Below are 16,924 nucleotides of genomic sequence, written 5' to 3'. Positions count from 1 at the left end.
AGGTAGACAAAGCAAGATAATAAAGATAATCATAGAGTGAATATGAGGTAATGTGGTAAACCTTTTAGAACTTTGCAAAAATTTACAGCAAAAAATAGAAAAGTTAGAAGCAAAGATAGAAAAACTGGAAGCAGAGATAGAAAACTTTTAAGAGCAGAAAATAAAGCTTTAAAGATAGAGAATGCTGAATTAAAGGAAAGTAAATTCAAAAAACTCATCTCTGCCTAGCTCAAAAGAACTGTACAAAATAAAAAAGGACAAGCCAAAAAGCGAAAGGAATGTTGGCGGTCAGGTTGGGCATAAAGGAAATTTTCATGCCAAAATGGAAGCGGATAAAGTAGTAAAAATAGAGTTGCCTGATACTTGCGAATGCGGAGGAGAGCTTGTAATATGCGAAAAACCTTATGTTCACCAAAAAGTTGATCTTCCGGAAATTAGGTCTTATGTAGTGGAATATCAGTTGGAACATGGCCGCTGTCGAAAATGTGGAAAAAGAAAAAGTAGCAAATTACCAGAAGGTGTTACATCAGATACATTTGGTCCAAAAGTTAAATCGATAATTGCAGCACTCAGCGGATTTTACAAAAACTCAAAGCGTGAAGTGGCTAGTATCATAAATGACATTTTTAATTTGAACATAAGTGTTGGCAGCATATCAAATAGTGAACACAGAGTTGCATCAAAATGCGAAAAAACATATGAGCAAATCGAACAAGAGATAAGTAGGAGTAAAGTTCTACATATTGATGAAACGAGCCATTATAACAAAGGTAAACTCGCTTGGTGTTGGATGTTTGCAAGCAATACGGCAAGTTTTGTAAGATTTACAGAATCAAGAGGAATGAAGGTTTTGCAAGACAGCACATTTTGCAATCGCAATAGTTTGATAGTAACTGATAGATATTCAGCCTACAACTACTTTAATGATAAGAAAAGGCAAATCTGCTGGGCTCATTTGATAAGAGATTTTGAAAGGCTGGCTCATAGCTGGAACATTGAAGTTAAGATTCTTGGCTGTTATGTAAGAGATGTCGCTACTGAATTATTTGCACTAAAAAAAGCTTTACTAAAAAATGAGATAAAGATTTGCCAAACGTGCCAGAAAGTTGCGAAAACGTACGAGGTATTACTTGAAGGAGATATTCCACCTACCTGAAGCAATTGGAGCTTCTCGAGTTGCCAAAAATATTTTGAAATCTGAAAGAATGATGTGGAAATTTTTAGATGACCCAGAAAATATTCCGCTGACAAATAACCATGTTGAACGGCAAATACGGCATTATGTCGTTTACCGTAAAAACTCATATTTTACACAATCGGAGCGAGGAACTTGAGCGGATAATCTCTCTGTATTTGACTTGGAAACAAAAGAAGTTAAACCCTTTCCAAAATCTTCTGTCTATTGTCTCCTAAGCCACTCCCCTGAACGGATACAATAAACTTTTATATAGTTGTGAGAAGCTGCTAAGGATTTTTATTTAACTGCATCTTTTGCCTTATCCAATAACCCATTAATAAAACCAATTTCGCTTGGTTTATCAAGTAAATCAGATGCAATGTTAGTATATTCATTAATGACAACTGGAACTGGCGTATCACAATTAGCTAACTCACATATTGCAACACGCAAAATAGATAAACTTATAAGATTTAACCGTGAAAGGGACCAGCTTGGGTGTAAGTAAGACTCTATTATTTTATCATATTCTTCACTGCTTTTTATAACCTTATATAACAAGTTTTCTAAGAACTGATGTTCAAATTCTTCACATTCAAATATATCTTTCAACTTACTTATGTAGTCCTTAAGTTCACAATTTTCCAATTTAAAAGTGCTTTTGTTGTAACCTACAAAAATATTTGAATAAGCAATTTGTACAGCAAGAAATCTTGCCGTACTTCTTTTTATGCGCCACTTTTTATCTACTGGTTTTTCCTCCATTATTTTAATTTATTGTGTAAATCTATCATATGTAAAACAGTTGAGGCTGCATGGCCACCGACGTTCTTTTTGTTTTTGTCAGCTCTAACTAGTGCTTTATCTTTGCTGTCAGCAGTAATTACGCCCATACCAAGGGGCATTGCATAATGCATAATAACTTCATTTAAGCCTTCGATTACTCCTTTACAAACATATTGATAGTGATCGGTTTCACCGCGAATCACGCACCCAAGAGCTAAATAACCGTCATAATTAGCATTCTTGCTTTTTACTGCAAAGAGAATTGTAGCTGGTATCTCAAATGCACCAGGAACTTCAATTATGTCATAGCTTGCATGACTTTCTTTTAATCTATCGACTGCACCTTCAAGCAAAAGGTTCGCTATTTCAGTGTGGTAAATTGAATTAACTATTAGTATTTTCGACATTCATCCCCACTTTTCTTGTTAAAAGCAACTTTATTAATGATTGTTGAATTAGAGTTATAATATTACTAAATATCCAATATATTACCAGGCCGGCAGGAAAAGAAGAAAAAATAAAGACAGAAATGTAAGGTAAAAACTTCATAACATTTACTTGAATATCATCTTTACTGGTTTGATCTTTCTCACTTAGCTTCTGCTGAATTATCATGGTGGCACCGAAAATTATAGGTAAAATGCCTATAGAAATAGGAAAGTTATAATTAAACAACCCAAATAATGTAAAGATGTTCGTTGGGTCAGGAGCTGAAAGATCCTTAATCCATAAAAAAAAAGGAGCATGCCTCATCTCTATAGTAACAAATAATACTTTATATAGAGCAAAAAATACCGGTATTTGTATGAGCATGGGAAAAATGCTCGACATTGGGTTTACATTGTTTCTCTTGAACAACGCAATTGTCTCTTTATGCTGCTTTAAGCTGTCATTTTTATACAACTCTTTTATACGAGTTAATTCAGGCTGCAGGCTTTTCACCTTGAACATCGAAATATATGATCTATTAGATAAGGGAAGCATCAAAAGTTTGATTACTAAAGTCAGCAATAATATTGCTAAGCCAAAATTTTTTAAAACGAAGTTAAAATATTCAAGCAGTAAAAACACTGGCTTGGTTATAAAATAAAGAACACCAAAATCTACAGCTTTATCAAACAAAGGTATATTGAGAGTATCCTTATAAGAATCCAGTAAATTCAACTTTTTTGCTCCAGCAAAAAAATAATTCACATTAGAAACACTTGCGCCAGGAAGTATGCTCTTGTAAGGTTTGACAAAATCTACTTGGAATTTATCAGTATTATTAACGTTCGTGTGTTTAATGCTTACATTTATTTTATCGGATTTCTCAGGTATGATGGCTGTAAGCCAGTATTTATCAGCAAAACCAAACCAATTTTTTTCACTCGTGCTTGCTTTTATTAAATGTTTTTTGGAAATATCCTTATATGTCCACTCCTCTAGTTTATTATCAAATGCACCCAGTACTCCTTCATGGGATATCCAATAAGATTCGTTGATATTGTCACGTTTACGGTTAATTCTACCATAAGGAACCAAAACTACATTATCTTTTGTATTGTTTTCAATAATTTGCTCAACTTTAAACATGTAGTTATCGTCAAGGCTAATTTTCATTCTAAATAAAATGCCATTTTCATTATCCCAAAATAAATTGACCTCTTTTTGATTGAGTTTATCTGCTTGCCAGACTGTTTTAGAATCTGGAACTTTAATCTTTTCATTCGGATCGAGCCACCCAAATTCTGCGAAATATACATCTTTTGATTCTGCAGGTGACAGTAACACCACTTGTGGAGAAGAAGAACTCGGTTCTAAGTGGTAGTTAGTTAAGATTAAGTCATCAAACCTTGCACCTTTCAAAGAAATTGATCCTTTAATCATGTTATTGGTTAAACTAACCCTCTGTTCTCGAGTGGAATTAATAATTTCAGAACGATTTTGGTGTATTATAGGAGCAAGGTCGTTAAAAGATTCGATATGTTCAATATTTTCAATCAATGGCTGGTTTTGGTTTGCACTAAAAAAATTATCATAAATAATGCGCCAAGATACCATGATCAACATGGAAAGGATAGCTGCTAAAATTAAACTTTTTGCTTCTGACATGAAATTAAATCAAACATATCTTCTTAAAGTGTATATTAAATATTGTACTAAAACAATAAAATTTACTTATTTTTAATAATAACTTTTAACGCTAATCTTTAAAATTTATTTTAATAGCTTCAAATTTTAACAATATGAACGCGGTGAAAAATTTAGTTATTTGGTTACTAATAATAGCCGCCACTTCAATGCTTATTGATTCACAAAGGGACAAACTAAGCGACAGATTTCTCAGTACTTTTTTACCATATAAAGGGAGAATTCAAAATAGTGGTCAGAATAGTGGAAGTATCGAATTTACGAAATCATACGATGGACACTTTTATATTCAGGCTCAGGTCAATGATCGCAATATAACGTTTTTGCTTGATACCGGAGCAACCGATATTGTTCTATCACAAAAAGACGCATTACATGTTGGTATTAACTTACAAAACGTTCAGGATTTTAAAATATATGAAACTGCGAAAGGTCAAATAAAAGCTGGTGTTGTTCACATCCCTCAGGTTAAAATAGGAAATTTTTTAGTTAATGATGTACAGGCGAGCGTTAACACTCATTCTATGTCTCATTCACTACTTGGAATGAGCTTTTTAAGGTATTTTCATTTCACTATAAGAGATAATAAGTTGATATTATACCGCGACTAAACACTTCTACAATCTACTTATCAAAGCTCTGTAGGTTAATATAGGAGCAGAAATAAATATTGCAGAACAAGTGCCAATCAAAATACCAAAAAAAATGATCAAGCTGAAGTCTCTCACTGCATCTGTGCAGATTAATGTCAAAGGAAGAGCAGCAAGAAGGGTTGTACCCGAGGTTAATATAGTGCGAAATAATGTAGCGTTGATACTTGCATCTACCATCTCACTCATCCGCCCACTTTTACCACTCTTGCAATACTCTCGAATCCGATCGTATATAATTACTGAGTTATTGATTGAATAACCAATGACAGTGAGGAGAGCTGCAACTGATGAAATATTAAACTCAATGCCAGTTAGGCTAATAAAACCAACAGTTAAAACCACGTCATGAATCAGTGCTGTTATTCCACTGAATCCACATTGCCAATTAAATCTAAACCAAACGTAAAAAAATATTCCAACAATCGCGATCAACATGGATAACATTCCTTCAAATATTTGTGTTGAGCTTATTTGTGGGCCAACATAGTCTATTTTACGATAGCTTATTGAGCTCCCCAGCTTTTCTTCTAGTATGCTTTTTATCTTTTTGATTTTATCTTCATCTCCTTCATCTTTAAAACGCATGACTAGATTATCACCCGCTTTTGAACTCTGCACTGTAAAACCATTTTCTTTTAATGCATCAAGAATAGAGTGATTCTCATCTGAAGATTTTATCTCTATCAAAATTCCGCCTGCAAAGTCTATGCCTAAGTTCACTCCACGTAACACAACAATGAGCATTGAAAAGATGATAAAAATAATGCTAATTAATGCAGTCAAATCCCTATATTTACTAAACTTGATATTGAGGTTATCTGGAATGAGTCTAAGTGCCATGCTATTTACTTAAACTTGAATTTTATATACTTTTCAAAAAATTCACTAGTTTATTCTGTGGTTGGACTTCTCTGTCATCCGAGTAGCTGACACTGGTTCACTCTATAATGGTATCACAGCAGTCCTACGTCATACCGCCGCGGTATCTCTAGATCCCGCTAACAAGCAGCGGGATGACGGTTGTCAAGGTAGTACCTTCCCCCGTCATCCCAGTGCCTTCTTCTGTCATCCCAGTGCCCTTATAATGTCATCCCAGTGCGTGACACTGGGATCTCATTTTACTTTATGACGGTGTCATCCTAATACCTTCCCCTTTCATCCCAGTACTGGGATGACACCCTACTTAACCGTCATACCGCCGCGGTATCTCTTAGCCGCTAACAAGCAGCGGGATGACGAGGTTATCGTCATGCCACCGCGAACCGTCATACCGCCACGAACCGTCATACCGCCGCGGTATCTCTTAGCCGCTAACAAGTAGCGAGATGACGAATTGCTTAACCGTCATGTCACCGCAGACCGTCATACCGCCACGAACCGTCATACCGCCGCGGTATCTCTTAGCCGCTAACAAGCAGCGGGATGACGAGGTTATCGTCATGCCACCGCGAACCGTCATACCGCCACGAACCGTCATACCGCGATTCATTCGCGGTATCTCTAGATCCCGCTAACAAGCAGCGGGATGACGAGGTTATCGTCATGTCACCGCGAACCGTCATACCGCCACGAACCGTCATACCGCGATTCATTCGCGGTATCTCTTAGCCGCTAACACGTAGCGGGATGACGAATTGCTTAACCGTCATGTCACCGCAGACCGTCATACCGCGATTCATTCGCGGTATCTCTAGATCCCGCTAACAAGCAGCGGGATGACGGTTGTCAAGGTAGTACCTTCCCCCGTCATCCCAGTGCCTTCTTCTGTCATCCCAGTGCCCTTATAATGTCATCCCAGTGCGTGACACTGGGATCTCATTTTACTTTATGACGGTGTCATCCTAATACCTTCCCCTTTCATCCCAGTACTGGGATGACACCCTACTTAACCGTCATACTGCCGCGGTATCTCTTAGCCGCTAACAAGCAGCGGGATGACGAGGTTATCATCATGCCACCGCGAACCGTCATACCGCCGCGAACCGTCATACCGCCGCGGTATCTCTTAGCCGCTAACAAGTAGCGGGATGACGGTTGTCAGGCTAGTACCCCTATGATGTCATCCCAGTGCTTGACACTGGGATCCAGAAGAAAGAATGGTGTCATGAAAGTAGCTGACACTGGTTTCCATCCAAAAGGGTGTCACCCCAGTGCCCTGACTACTTGGATCCAGGAAACTTAACTCTACACTAAGTAAATGTACAATAAGAACTAGATTCCAGACTGGAATGACAGCGGTCCTACGTCATACCGCCGCGGTATCTCATCCGCTAACAAGAGATCCCGCTAACACGTAGCGGGATGACGGTTGTCGTTTAGCTATAAATATTAAGGAATTTACCAAATGAAAAAAAAGGCAAAAGAAGCCCCGTGGTGGTTGGCTATTTACTATGTGCTAAAATATCGGCGTTTTTTTTATTCTAAAACGCTTGATTAAGAGCGATTTAGCTGCTTTTAACTTGCAACTAACCTACACCGCAAGTGTTTAAGAAATTTACTAAGCAGAAAAAAAGGCAAAGAAAACCTAGGGTAGCTAGTATTCAAATTCTCCCTTGTTCTATTTGACGTCTTTTGATGTCTTAAACGCTTTATAAGCGCGTTTCGGCTTGTATAGGTAGAAACCCAGAAGTTTTATAAAGACATGAGGTGCACATAGTGCAAAAAATTAAGCATGATTTACGCCAAATACAAAGTTCCCTTTGTCGTTTTAATCTGCAGATTGCGAAGATAAATAAATAGCTTCAACTCTATGATAAGGGGACTGGCGAAGGGTGTCAAGTAAGTTTTTTCGTTATAGTATAAAGGAGTCCTATTAAAATCTTCTCAATAAAGGAAAAGCGGCAAGGAGCGAACCAAAAGCGATGAGAAAGGATCCAAGCCAGATTATAGACATTCCAGGTTTATAGTGCACTTTAGCTGCAATTTTGCTCTTACTCTTATCAATCTCTCCAATTACAACATAAATATCAGAAAGCAAATTGTGGTAGATACTGCTTTCAACATTTTTCTGACCTTCCGCAAGGTAAAATCTATATTCAGGAGTTACTTCACCCAATATCTTGTTATTCAGCAAATTCCTGATATCCATTGTACCTCTCACTGCATGGAAATTTTTTTCTTTTATTAGCTCAATATTTTGCAAAGTAACTTTAAATTTATTGACTGTTATGCTATCCCCTATTTTTAAGTAATTTTCTTTTTTCTCCTGCCAACCAACTGAATAAGCTATACCAAGCACTAGAATTGCCACTCCAGCATGAGCAAGCATCATTGCATAGTAGGATTTAGAAACTCTTCTTGCTAATAAAATTGATTCGCTCTTAAATAAACGAATTCTTTTACTGTATGCTTCTAAAACAAAGATTAATAATGCTATGGAGATAGTAATTGATAGCACAATTATTAGCTCCATGTGAAAGATAAACGGCAAAATAGCTGCAGCACTGCAGAATGAAAATCTATATTCACGGAATATTGGCAATAGACTATTTCCCTGCCAACGGCAGTATTGCCCGATCATGGTGAGCACTAGAATAGCCAGTGCAATAGGATTAAATAAAGAATTGTAATATGGTGCTCCAACTGAAATTAATTCACCAGTTAAATACTCAAGCACTGTAGGGTATAAAGTGCCAACGAACACGATGAAAAAGGCAGTGATGAATAATAAATTGTTCATCAGCATCATCGTAAGGCGTGAAAAGAATCTTCTACCCTCTGTCACTTGAGTAGCAAGTTTCTTTCTGGATTCCAGTGTCAAGCATTGGAATGACATCGCAGATGTGTGATTCTTTCTCGTAAACACTACAAATATTACTAAGCTACTGGCTGTAATTATACCAAGTAGAGCTAATATATATAGTCCATACCTTGGGTCATCTGCAAACGTGTGCACTGAGGTGAGTATTCCTGAGCGGACTAGAAATGTTCCAGTCACACTCAATATAAAAGTTGTAAGCGTAAGTAAAATAGCAAAATTCCTTAAAGTATTGAAATTTCGCACCACGAGCAACAAATGCGTCAGCGCCACTGCAATTAGCCACGGCATCAAAGAAACGTTTTCCACTGGATCCCAAAACCAAAATCCACCCCACCCAAGTTCGCGATATGCCCACCAGCTACCCAAGCTGATGCCCAAAGTGAGCAGCGACCAAGAAATAAGTACCCAAGGCCTGACAATTTTAGCCCAAACATTTCCTTCAGTATTTGCAATTAATCCAGCTATAGAGAGCGAAAAAGGAACGCTAAATCCAAGGTACCCCAAATATAATATCGGTGGATGAATAGCAAGGCCTATATCTTGCAATATCGGATTAAAACCCGATCCATCTTTTTCAACGCTTGGCATTTTAGTGAAGGGGCTGGATTCAATTAAAGTGAACAGTAAAAAACAAAAGCAAATCAAGCCTTGGGTGATCAAGGATACTTTCTTCAATTTACTGTCGTTATCAGTAAAAATACCCATCAGAAATAGGTAAAAGGTAAGCACTAATGTCCAAAGCAACATAGACCCTTCTTTATTGCCCCAAACACCACAAATCTTATAGATCAAAGGTTTTGTTGTGTGTGAGTGGTAGTATACGTTTTCAAGTGAGAAATCATTTGTAATGTGGCAGTAGATTAAAATAGCCATTGATGTTGATACACAAAAAAATATGGCAGTGGTAATAAACCGACAAGAACTGAGCGGTAAAAACAAATATGTCAAAGACAATAAGCAGGCTACCAATAGCAATATATTCCCAAATTCAGGCATAAATTATAGTTGTTTATATAAATATTACTGATAACGAACTAGGAATTAAAGTTTTAATATAGGAGCAAAATATATAATTTTTTGCTATTGATATTTCTGATATCTTCACAGTTAACTGTGCTAACCATGTCAGCAGTAAGTAAAAATTAAGTATTAAACTTTTATACTTTTATTATACAACGTTAATATTGAGGTAATATTATGACTACAGCTACACGAAATGGTTTTTCTTGTAATCTATTTAATATAAGTGGTAACACAACATTACAAGATTACAAACAAGAAATTCTAAATCCTTATACTATTTTGGGATTTAAGGATAAGAATGATTTTGAAAGTCAGATCAACGAGCTGTGTGATAGCAACAGGAAACAGTTAAGAGATAAACTGTGGAGCACGTTTGAAAAACAAATTGAGAAAGATAAAAAGAACAGCAAAGCAGCAAGAAATGTTGATAATACTATTGGAAAAACTCGTAACATCGAGAGTAAATTAAATAACGTATTAACATTAAAAAAACAGGTACAAGCTTTTTTCGAAGATCAACATAATAAAAATATTACGCCGAATGCAATTGATCCACAAGAGGTAGATGTAAAATTATTTAATAGGCCTCTAAATAAGCCTATAAACAAGCGTAAAATCGAAAAAAAAGCATCCATTACTTCTAATTGGCAAGATTATGAACAAATTTTGAAGTACATAGAGTCACTGGAAGAGGAAATAGGAATTACATTAGAAGAGCTAAAAGAGCATAAGGAAAATTCTGCTAAGACTTTCTTGTTGAATCGTGTCAATCTATTAAATAAAAAATACCCCAAGTCACAGAACGAAAGAAAAAGTGCTGTAAAAGTATTAGCGGATGAAAAATTGAGGGCAGCTTACGATAGGTTGCAAGATAAAGCATTGCGACCACTGATATCTTATAAAGAATGCAGAAACCTGTATGACAAAATGAACCAAATGAAAAATGAATCCAAAAGTATAATTAAAAGAGAAGAACGGGAAAAAAATTTGAAGAAAATAGATAAGTCGATAGTCAGTGCAATTAATGACATAAAAAAACATAGAGAAGCAATCCTTAACTGTAAAGACTTTCAAAGTTCTTACATAAAAGAGAAAAAAGAACATCCATTTAGAGGCAACGCATGTCAAAAAATGATTGATATATATCAAGAGAGAATTGTTGGATATCAGGAGAAAATTCGTCAAAACTTAAACCAAATAAAAGCGATATTAAAAAGTACGCCGCAAGAAATGGATGATGTGGAAGAATTAGAGGAAATAATCGATGGTATGCATGAAGCGAAGCAGTTTGATGAAGATTTTGATTCAGCTTTAATTTGTTTATTGAACATACAGAATAAGTTAGATGTTCAGCTAGAAAATCCTCCAACAGAGCTAAGAGTTTCACACATTAACGTTAAAACTGAAGTAACTCGGTTATAAGAGCCAAATTTTTGGGACAATTTTAATTCAAGACAGCTCTCGCAACTTTAGTCTGCGTTTTTATTTGGTTGTGTTTTGTTAAAAAAACTTTAGATTTATTTTATAATCGATACTCAAATATAATGACTCAAACTTGGAATTTGCTGCAAACAGGGCAAAAGGAAGGCTATAAAATTGCGTATACTAATGCTCGTATTATCGACCCGGAAACTAAACTTGATATAAAAGGTTCATTATTGACTGAAGGGGATAAAATTGTTGACTTTGGTGAATCATTATTTTCAACAAGTGGAGTTGACGAAACAATAGATTGTAAAGGGCTTGTTCTAATGCCAGGCCTTATTGACATTCACGTACATTTTCGTGAACCAGGTCAGGAGCATAAAGAAACTATATATACAGGCAGCAAATCTGCAGCTGCGGGAGGCGTTACAACTGTAGTTTGTCAGCCGAACACTGTTCCAGCAATTGATAGTGTTATTTTAGCTAAATATTTGAAATATAGAGCATTTGAAACTTCACATGTAAACGTTGAATTTTACGCTAAAATCACCACTTCGGAAGAAAAGTTGACTGAAATGGCACTTTTAAAGGAAGTAGGTGCGGTTGGGTTCACTGATGATGGCATGCCAGTTATGAACCCAATGATTATGAGACAGGCGCTGCTTTATTCAAGTATGCTGAATGTCCCTATTGCTCAACATGCAGAAGATTTAAATTTATCTGCTGGTGGTGCAATCAACGAGGGTAAAATTTCTGAAGAATTAGGAGTAAAGGGAATCTTGGGTGCATCAGAATCTGTTATGGTGAGTCGCGATATACTACTGATGAAAGATATGAAAAATGTGCACTACCATGTTTTGCATGTCTCTTCAAAAGATTCACTTGATGCTATTAAACGTGCAAAAGATTTGGGATTAAATGTTACGTGCGAAGTAACCCCTCATCACTTCACTTTGACTGAAGATATAGTAAAACAACATGGAGCAATTGCAAAAATGAACCCGCCACTTCGCACTGAAGAAGATCGTTTAGCTATGATTGAAGGTTTAAAGACAGGTGTGATTGATTGCATTGCAACCGATCACGCTCCGCATGATCGTAATTCTAAAGATCTGCCACTTGAAAATGCTGCATTTGGTATTGTTGGCCTTGAAACAATGCTTCCCCTTTCACTTGAACTCTATCACAGTGGGCAAATGGGTCTACTTGATGTGCTCGCAAAATTGACATATAAGCCTGCAGATATAATACACATACCACGTGGTCGTATACAAAAAAACCTTGCTGCAGACTTAATTTTAGTTGACCTCAATCATGAATGGGAAATTAAAATTGACAACTTTGCTAGTAAATCAAAGAATTCCCCTTTCGATGGGCGCAAAGTAAAAGGACACGTGGTACGTACTGTTGTGTCCGGCAAAACTATATACTCACAGAAGAGTTAGTTATCATACCTTATCTATTCCAATTTGTTATCACCAGAATGGGCTAAGTGCACCTAAATTTAAATTAAGAAATCTTAGTCAATTCCACTGTCTCCGAATAAACGCATCCTCTTATCTTTCCCTAATCTATAAAGTTATTTTGTCTATCAATCTGATTCCAAAACAGCAAAATTGTTGTATAATGTTACTTTGAAGTTTTATTTTCAATGCACAAGTTTGCAATACTCTTTTCTATACTGTTTGCAATAGTTGCTTACTATTTAAACAGTGAGATTATATTTGAAATAGCAAAGCTGTTTAGTGACATATTTGTTAGTTTGTTGAAATTAATAAGTTTACCTTTAGTTTTTCTATCAATAGTTTCCACAATTTCAGGACTTAAAGACTCAATCGAAATTAAAACCTTAGTTAAGAAAACACTATTTTATACGCTGCTTACAACTATTATAGCTGCGTTTGTTGCATTATCGTTTTACCTGCTAATAGACCCAGTGAAAAAAAATTTCATATGTAACACGATAGGAAGTTTGGATAATAACAATTACAGTTACTTTTCATACTTAAAATCACTCATTCCTTCGAATTTTGTGCAAGTTTTTCTTGAAAATAACGTTATTGGTAGCATATTGATCGCTTTTTTGATGGGTGGAGCTATTGTTTCACTTTCAAAAGAAAAGCAGGACATATTACATCAAATATTCTCTGCACTTTTCGATACGTTACTTAAAATTGCTCAGGGGTTACTAAAGCTTGTTCCACTTGCTGTGTGGTCTTTTATTACATGTTTTTTGCACGAATTAAAAGGTGGTAGCGAGTTCTACAGTCTTTTATGGTATTTTGTTTGCATAATGTCTGCAAATTTTGTGCAGGCATTTCTGATTTTACCGCTACTTATGTGGTATAAAGGCATATCACCAATTCAAACGCTGAAAGGGGTTATGCCGGCACTCACACTTGCGTTTTTTTCTAAATCATCCAGTGCAACATTGCCAACAACTATAGACTGTGTGCAAAATAAGCTAAAGGTGCCAAAGAAATTGTCGTCCTTTATTTTACCAATATGCACAACAATTAATATGAATGCATGTGCTGCATTTATACTAATCACTGTAATGTTTGTTGCAGAGATGAATGGATGCGCATTTTCCTTAAGCGAAATGTTTATATGGATTTTTTTAGCAACTAGTGCAGCAATTGGTAACGCTGGAGTGCCGATGGGGTGCTATTTTATGGCAACCAGTTATCTCATGTCGATGAATGTTCCTCTGCATATTATGGGACTGATTTTGCCTATTTATACAATCATCGATATGTTTGAAACTGCAATAAACGTGTGGTCTGATATTTGTATCACTCAGATAATTAATAAAGAATGTAATAGTGAAACTTAAAAAATGATATTAGACGAAAATAACCTAATAATAAAAGAATTTAAAGAAGCAGAAGCAATTTTGCATGGGCATTTTGTTTTATCATCCGGACTGCATAGTGACACATACATACAGTGTGCGAAGATTTTTGAAAATCCAAGCAGAGCCATGAAAGTTTGCGCATTATTAGCAGATAAAATAAAAAAAGAATTAAATAGCTCAATAGATTTAATACTATCTCCTGCAATTGGCGGAATAGTTGTAGGTTATGAGATTGGCAGGCAGCTTGGAATAAAGACAATGTTTTGCGAGCGTGTTAATGGTAAGTTTGAATTACGCCGTGGATTTAAGATCAAAAAAGGTGAGAAAATATTACTTATCGAGGATGTGATAACCACAGGCAAGTCTTCACTTGAAGCAGTGAAATGTGCAGAAGGGGAGGGAGGTAAAGTCATTGCTGAAGCTTCTCTAATAAAGAGGAATAGTGAAACGAAACTGCCTTTTCCTGTCATATCTTTGATTGAACTGAACATCCAAAACTACAGCGGGGAAGAACTTCCAAGTGAATTAAAACAACTGCCCATAACAAAACCTGGGAGTAGAGAATATTTAACAAAGTAATCCTATAATATCTTGGAAACACAGCACCTATACACAGCTTTAGTTATTTACTCCAAGTGTATTTTATGTATACTTATTACTAAATTAATTTTGAAATGATAGAAAATGAACGAATTTAAATCGATCCGAAATATAGCAATAATCGCACACGTTGACCACGGTAAAACTACTTTACTTGATAACATGCTAAAACAAAGTGGCACGTTCCGCGAGAATCAAGAAGTTCAAGAACGAGTGATGGATAGTGGTGATCAAGAGCGTGAACGCGGAATTACAATACTTGCAAAATGCACATCAATAATGTGGGGCGATGAAAAGATCAATATTATTGATACGCCAGGGCATGCGGACTTTGGTGGAGAAGTAGAAAGGGTATTGTGCATGGCAGATGGTGTGTTGCTGCTGGTTGACGCTGCAGAAGGTCCCATGCCACAAACTAAATTTGTGTTGTCAAAAGCACTAAAAGCAAATTTGAAGCCAATTGTGATAATCAATAAGGTCGACCGACCAGACAGCAGAATTGATGAAGTATTAAATGAAATATATGAGTTGTTTTTTAACCTTGATGCAACCAACGAGCAGCTAGATTTTCCAGTGTTGTATGCTTCAGGTAGAAATGGCTGGTGTGCCAAGGAGCTTTCTGATGAAAGAAAAGATTTAAACCCATTATTTTCAACGGTTATAGATTATATAAAACCTTCTGTTTATGATCAAAATGCCCCTTTTGCTATGTTGGTCACTCTACTTGAGTCTGATAAGTTTCTTGGCAGAATATTGACAGGAAAGGTTTATCAGGGCGTTGCAAAAGTCAATTCAGATCTTGAGGTACTTGATCTGGACGGTAAAGTAATTGAACGAGGGAGATTAACTAAGTTGCTCTCATTTTCTGGCTTGAAACGTATTCCAGTAGAACAAGCTGTGGCGGGAGACATAATTGCAATTGCAGGACTTGAGAAAGCTTCAGTTTCTGACACTATAGCAGCACCAGAGGTTACAACTGCAGTAAGATCAACTCCAGTTGATCCGCCGACAATGGCGATTACTCTGAGTGTTAATGATTCACCTTTTGCCGGACAAGAGGGAACAAAGCTTACCTCAACCGTTATAAAGGATCGTTTATATGCAGAAGCAGAAACAAATGTTGCAATTACCGTAACTTTGGCATCAAGTGGTGAAGCGTTTGAAGTAGGTGGACGTGGTGAGCTACAGCTTGGAGTGTTAATTGAAAATATGAGGAGAGAAGGTTTTGAGCTTTCAGTATCACGCCCTCGCGTGCTATTTAAGGAAGAAGATGGCAAAAAACTTGAACCTATAGAGGAAGTAGTAATTGATGTAGATGATGAATATAGTGGAATTATCATGGAAAAACTCAGCTTCCGAAAAGGTGAAGTGACTGACATGAGACCTTCTGGCAATGGCAGGACAAGATTAACGTTTTTAGTGCCATCAAGAGGATTAATTGGTTATCAAGGAGAGTTTTTAACTGATTCTCGGGGCACAGGCATAATTAACCGTTTATTTCACAGCTATGCTCCACATAAAGGTCCAATTTCTGGAAGGCGCAATGGAGTTTTAATTTCTACAGATAAGGGTGAGGCTGTGGCGTATGCAATTTTCAATTTGCAAGACAGGGGAATTATGTTTATCAAGCCACAGGATAAGGTATATTGTGGCATGGTTGTCGGCCAGCATAGCCGTGACAATGATTTGGAGATAAATGTGCTAAAAGGTAAGCAATTAACAAACGTAAGAGCTTCAGGTAGTGATGAAGCCATAAAACTCACTCCTCCAAAGATGATGACACTGGAGGATATGATAGCGTATATAGACGATGATGAATTGGTAGAAGTAACCCCAAAATCTATACGTTTACGCAAGAAATTCCTCGATCCAAATGAACGCAAACGTGCAGGAAGGGCGAAGAATAAGGAGTAGAGGTTTCTTTTTGCAGGGTAACAGATTCCAGTGTGTATTGTACGAACATTTGCTTTTGTTAAGCACAACAAATGGGTCAGCGCATAACGCACAATTGTACAAACATTGTAGCCGTTATTCAAGTAGTCCGTAGAAGTGAAAAACTTACTTGACAAACTCCGCCAGTTCTCTTACCATGATACTGAAGGTATTCAGTTATCTTCATCTGTGCAGATTAAACAGCAAGAAAACAACGTAGTTGGCGTCTTATTTTTAATTTTTTGCACTATGTGCACCTTATGTCTTCACAATATTTCTAGGTTTTTACCTATATAAGCTGAAACGCGCTTATAAGTCGTTTAAGACAGTATAGTACGCCAATTTGCAGGATTAGGAAGTGAACACTAATTACCACGGGGTTTCTTTTGCCTTTTTTTCTGCCTAGTAAATTTCTTAAACATTTTAGCTAAGGTTAGTTGCACTTAAAAGCAGCTAAATTGCAGTGTTTAAGACTTAAAAAACGCCAATACAGAAAATAGACAGTGACTAGGGTTTCTTTTGCCTTTTTTTCCACTTGGTAAATTTCTTAATATTCATGGCTAAACGACAACCGTCAT

General features: G+C 36.4%; 11 protein-coding genes and 1 pseudogene. 7 read left to right on the top strand and 5 right to left on the bottom strand.

The window, feature by feature from the left end:
* Positions 1-52 precede the first annotated feature (52 nt).
* Positions 53-1,413 (top strand): annotated as a pseudogene (gene tnpC / locus ABWU58_RS05905) (IS66 family transposase).
* A gap of 61 nt (positions 1,414-1,474) precedes the next feature.
* On the opposite strand, the gene nusB reads toward tnpC, so the two are convergent.
* From nusB to yidC, 3 genes are read right to left on the bottom strand one after another with little or no spacing between them, the layout of a single operon-like run.
* Entirely contained in the window at positions 1,475-1,942 is a 468-nt protein-coding gene (gene nusB, locus ABWU58_RS05900) for a transcription antitermination factor NusB (protein ID WP_353282882.1), read from the bottom strand.
* Positions 1,942-2,370, bottom strand: coding sequence for a 6,7-dimethyl-8-ribityllumazine synthase (locus ABWU58_RS05895; RefSeq protein WP_353282881.1), 429 nt, complete (start codon positions 2,368-2,370; stop codon positions 1,942-1,944). Before ABWU58_RS05895 ends, nusB begins: the two co-directional genes overlap by 1 nt.
* Entirely contained in the window at positions 2,348-4,057 is a 1,710-nt protein-coding gene (gene yidC / locus ABWU58_RS05890; RefSeq protein ID WP_353282880.1) for a membrane protein insertase YidC, read from the bottom strand. Before yidC ends, ABWU58_RS05895 begins: the two co-directional genes overlap by 23 nt.
* Before the next feature lie 134 nt (positions 4,058-4,191).
* On the opposite strand from yidC, the gene ABWU58_RS05885 reads away from it, so the two are divergent.
* Positions 4,192-4,707, top strand: coding sequence for a TIGR02281 family clan AA aspartic protease (locus tag ABWU58_RS05885; protein WP_182182693.1), 516 nt, complete (start codon positions 4,192-4,194; stop codon positions 4,705-4,707).
* A 6-nt stretch (positions 4,708-4,713) separates the two neighbouring features.
* On the opposite strand, the gene secF is transcribed toward ABWU58_RS05885, so the two are convergent.
* Positions 4,714-5,589 (bottom strand): protein translocase subunit SecF, encoded by an 876-nt coding sequence (gene secF / locus ABWU58_RS05880; RefSeq protein ID WP_341812395.1) that lies wholly within the window; start codon positions 5,587-5,589, stop codon positions 4,714-4,716.
* A gap of 1,972 nt (positions 5,590-7,561) precedes the next feature.
* Positions 7,562-9,505 carry a heme lyase CcmF/NrfE family subunit gene (locus ABWU58_RS05875; RefSeq protein ID WP_353282879.1) on the bottom strand — a complete coding sequence of 648 codons (1,944 nt, stop codon included), beginning with the start codon at positions 9,503-9,505 and terminating at the stop codon, positions 7,562-7,564.
* A gap of 201 nt (positions 9,506-9,706) precedes the next feature.
* On the opposite strand from ABWU58_RS05875, the gene ABWU58_RS05870 reads away from it, so the two are divergent.
* The 5 genes from ABWU58_RS05870 (at position 9,707) to typA (ending at position 16,328) form a co-directional block, all read left to right on the top strand.
* Complete coding sequence (locus tag ABWU58_RS05870; protein ID WP_353282878.1) at positions 9,707-10,954, top strand: hypothetical protein; 1,248 nt, start codon at positions 9,707-9,709, stop codon at positions 10,952-10,954.
* Between the two features lie 122 nt (positions 10,955-11,076).
* Positions 11,077-12,402, top strand: a complete 1,326-nt coding sequence (locus ABWU58_RS05865) for a dihydroorotase (protein WP_353282877.1) — start codon at positions 11,077-11,079, stop codon at positions 12,400-12,402.
* A 206-nt stretch (positions 12,403-12,608) separates the two neighbouring features.
* The gene (locus tag ABWU58_RS05860; protein WP_353282876.1) at positions 12,609-13,793 is read left to right on the top strand and encodes a dicarboxylate/amino acid:cation symporter; all 1,185 of its coding nucleotides are present in this window, start codon (positions 12,609-12,611) and stop codon (positions 13,791-13,793) included.
* Between the two features lie 3 nt (positions 13,794-13,796).
* Positions 13,797-14,393, top strand: coding sequence for an orotate phosphoribosyltransferase (gene pyrE / locus ABWU58_RS05855; protein ID WP_353282875.1), 597 nt, complete (start codon positions 13,797-13,799; stop codon positions 14,391-14,393).
* Positions 14,394-14,498: 105 nt separating this feature from the next.
* On the top strand, positions 14,499-16,328 hold the full coding sequence (gene typA, locus ABWU58_RS05850) for a translational GTPase TypA (RefSeq protein ID WP_353282874.1): 1,830 nt from the start codon (positions 14,499-14,501) through the stop codon (positions 16,326-16,328).
* Positions 16,329-16,924 lie beyond the last annotated feature (596 nt).

It is taken from the genome of Wolbachia endosymbiont (group A) of Pogonocherus hispidulus (assembly GCF_964028195.1).
Lineage (GTDB): Bacteria > Pseudomonadota > Alphaproteobacteria > Rickettsiales > Anaplasmataceae > Wolbachia.
This window is presented reverse-complemented; position numbering and strand designations above follow the sequence as displayed.

What these genes read in the sequence shown, in the direction of transcription:
- typA (WP_353282874.1), top strand. Translation starts at nt 14,499, where the DNA reads ATGAACGAATTTAAATCGATCCGAAATATAGCAATAATCGCACACGTT.
- secF (WP_341812395.1), bottom strand. Translation starts at nt 5,589, where the DNA reads ATGGCACTTAGACTCATTCCAGATAACCTCAATATCAAGTTTAGTAAA.
- yidC (WP_353282880.1), bottom strand. Translation starts at nt 4,057, where the DNA reads ATGTCAGAAGCAAAAAGTTTAATTTTAGCAGCTATCCTTTCCATGTTG.
- ABWU58_RS05875 (WP_353282879.1), bottom strand. Translation starts at nt 9,505, where the DNA reads ATGCCTGAATTTGGGAATATATTGCTATTGGTAGCCTGCTTATTGTCT.
- pyrE (WP_353282875.1), top strand. Translation starts at nt 13,797, where the DNA reads ATGATATTAGACGAAAATAACCTAATAATAAAAGAATTTAAAGAAGCA.
- ABWU58_RS05860 (WP_353282876.1), top strand. Translation starts at nt 12,609, where the DNA reads ATGCACAAGTTTGCAATACTCTTTTCTATACTGTTTGCAATAGTTGCT.
- ABWU58_RS05895 (WP_353282881.1), bottom strand. Translation starts at nt 2,370, where the DNA reads ATGTCGAAAATACTAATAGTTAATTCAATTTACCACACTGAAATAGCG.
- nusB (WP_353282882.1), bottom strand. Translation starts at nt 1,942, where the DNA reads ATGGAGGAAAAACCAGTAGATAAAAAGTGGCGCATAAAAAGAAGTACG.
- ABWU58_RS05870 (WP_353282878.1), top strand. Translation starts at nt 9,707, where the DNA reads ATGACTACAGCTACACGAAATGGTTTTTCTTGTAATCTATTTAATATA.
- ABWU58_RS05885 (WP_182182693.1), top strand. Translation starts at nt 4,192, where the DNA reads ATGAACGCGGTGAAAAATTTAGTTATTTGGTTACTAATAATAGCCGCC.
- ABWU58_RS05865 (WP_353282877.1), top strand. Translation starts at nt 11,077, where the DNA reads ATGACTCAAACTTGGAATTTGCTGCAAACAGGGCAAAAGGAAGGCTAT.